Genomic DNA, 296 nt, shown 5'->3' on the forward strand with positions numbered 1-296 from the left:
GCTTTTGTTGTTGATGCCAGCGTCACCGATGCCGCCGGCAATACCGCTAGCGACACAGAAAATGGCGGAGTGATCGATACTCTTGCGCCAACCTTTGATATTGATCCGTTGGCTGCGACGAACGACAGCACCCCAACCATCACCGGTAGCAGTGATGAAATTGGCGGGCTGGTGAGCATTACGGTCACCGATGCCAATGGCGATATACAAACCTTAACTGCCACTGTGTTGGCTGATGGCAGTTGGTCGGTGGATGTACCGACCCCGCTTGCAGAAGGCGCTTTTGTTGTTGATGC

General features: G+C 54.1%; 1 protein-coding gene. It reads left to right on the plus strand.

The window, feature by feature from the left end; genetic code table 11:
- A partial coding sequence (locus H5154_RS23330; RefSeq protein ID WP_259398606.1) for an Ig-like domain-containing protein occupies positions 1-296 on the plus strand: 296 nt, incomplete at both ends.

It is taken from the genome of Pseudoalteromonas sp. SR44-5 (genome assembly GCF_014163675.1).
GTDB classification, from domain to species: Bacteria; Pseudomonadota; Gammaproteobacteria; order Enterobacterales; family Alteromonadaceae; genus Pseudoalteromonas; species Pseudoalteromonas rhizosphaerae.